The sequence below is a fragment of the Maribacter sp. genome, assembly GCF_049667165.1.
Classification (GTDB): domain Bacteria; phylum Bacteroidota; class Bacteroidia; order Flavobacteriales; family Flavobacteriaceae; genus Maribacter_A.
The window spans coordinates 1-1,681 of record NZ_JBATHS010000361.1 but is presented as its reverse complement, the minus strand read 5'-3'; the positions used below and the strand labels follow the sequence as shown (position 1 = coordinate 1,681).

Here is a 1,681-nt window from a genome sequence, read left to right as displayed (position 1 = left end):
AATAGGGGCTTTGAATTATCTTGCTTCTAAGGGCATGAATGTGGCCTATTTTTTAACCTTGAACATCAAAGGCGATGGTAAGGATGTTTGGCCTTATGCGGATCCCAACGATTTTACGCGTTTTGATGTGAGTAAATTGGAGCAATGGGAAATCGTTTTCCGGCATATGCAGTCCAAAGGAATAATGCTGCACATGGTACTTCAGGAAACCGAGAACGAGACCATGCTCGATGGAGGTGATATGGGACCTCTGCGTCAATTGTATTTTCGTGAGTTGGTGGCCCGTTTTGGACATCACCTTGCCCTGACGTTTAATCTGGGAGAGGAGAATGGCCCCGCAGATTTTACCCCGATTGCCCAAAATGATGCGCAGCGTAAGGCCATGGCAAGTTTTTTAAAGCAGATTGACCCATACGACCATTCGGTGTTATTACATACCCACTCCCATGAACCGGCACGGTCCAATGTGCTCGATTCCATAGTAGGTTTTAAAGATCTTGACGGACTTTCATTACAGGTCGATAAGCGGGAAGAAGCTGCTGATGTTGTGCAGACATGGAAACAAAAAGCCAAGGCTGCCCATCATGATTGGTTGATTACCATGGATGAAATTGGCATGTGGCATACAGGGGCCGTTTCCGATTCGTTGGATCCGAACCACGACACCCTTAGACGATATGTACTTTGGGGAACCTTGTTGTCGGGGGCAGCGGGCGTTGAATGGTATTTTGGTGCGAACAGCAAGCATAACGATTTGAATGCTGAGGACTGGCGTACACGAGATCGTCTTTGGGAATTGACGGATCATGCCCTCAATTTTTTCGAGGCCTATTTACCGTATTGGGAAATGCAACCAGCGCATGGCCTGGTGAATTTGAAAGATGCCTATTGTTTTCGAAAAAAGGATGAAATCTATGTCGTTTATATACCATCTGATGGCAAATACACCATTGATCTAAGCGAAACAAAGGGGCAATTCAACGTTCAGTGGTTCAATCCGCTTCAAGGTGGTGACTTGATTACGGGCACCGTAAAAAACATCACAGGTGGTGGGATAAAGGACTTGGGCAATCCAATTGTCGACACCGATAAAGCAATCCAACAGGATTGGGTGGTATTGATAAGGGCTAATGAATAGGTGGTATGATGCTTTACATATTTGCCGATAAAATAGTTTTCTAAACTGATGGGTTATAGGCTTTTGACTTGTAGGTCATGAAAGGCATCGGCCTGAATTTTAAGCAGCTCCTCGGCTTTTTGCTTTTTATGGGCATAAACGGCTTCTTCCTCTTCGATTTCGCTATAGATTTTTTGGTTCAAAGCGGTATCGGTCGCTAATATTTGCTCACGTTGACTCACTTTTTGGGCAACCCAGGTTTTCAGGATACTCTCCTCTTCTTCCAATTTAATGTCATATTCCCCTTTGGGGGCTAACAGTTTGGCCACAATGGGTGAGGTTTCAATGGCCAGGAACAATAGAAAAATAAAGAACGACGGAAACCAAGGTAATGCACCCAAGGCATTGATGCGGGCCATGAGTCCATCGAATCCGTCTATAATGGGTTGCGAACCAGTTACCGTGGTTGCGTATTCGGTCTGCAAATTGACGATTTGGGACTCCAGGCCTTTTATTTTTTCCCCGTTGGCCGCTTTCAATTGTTGCAATTCGGCCAAAGCGGCA

Annotated in this window: 2 protein-coding genes; one reads left to right on the top strand and one right to left on the bottom strand. The window is 45.3% G+C overall.

Annotated elements, in window-relative coordinates; translation table 11 throughout:
• The coding region (locus WBM98_RS16415) for a putative collagen-binding domain-containing protein (RefSeq protein ID WP_424367102.1) at positions 1-1,138 on the top strand (1,138 nt) is incomplete at its 5' end.
• 53 nt (positions 1,139-1,191) lie between these two features.
• On the opposite strand, the gene WBM98_RS16410 is transcribed toward WBM98_RS16415, so the two are convergent.
• On the bottom strand, positions 1,192-1,681 hold a 490-nt coding region (locus WBM98_RS16410), incomplete at its 5' end, for a DUF4407 domain-containing protein (protein WP_424367101.1).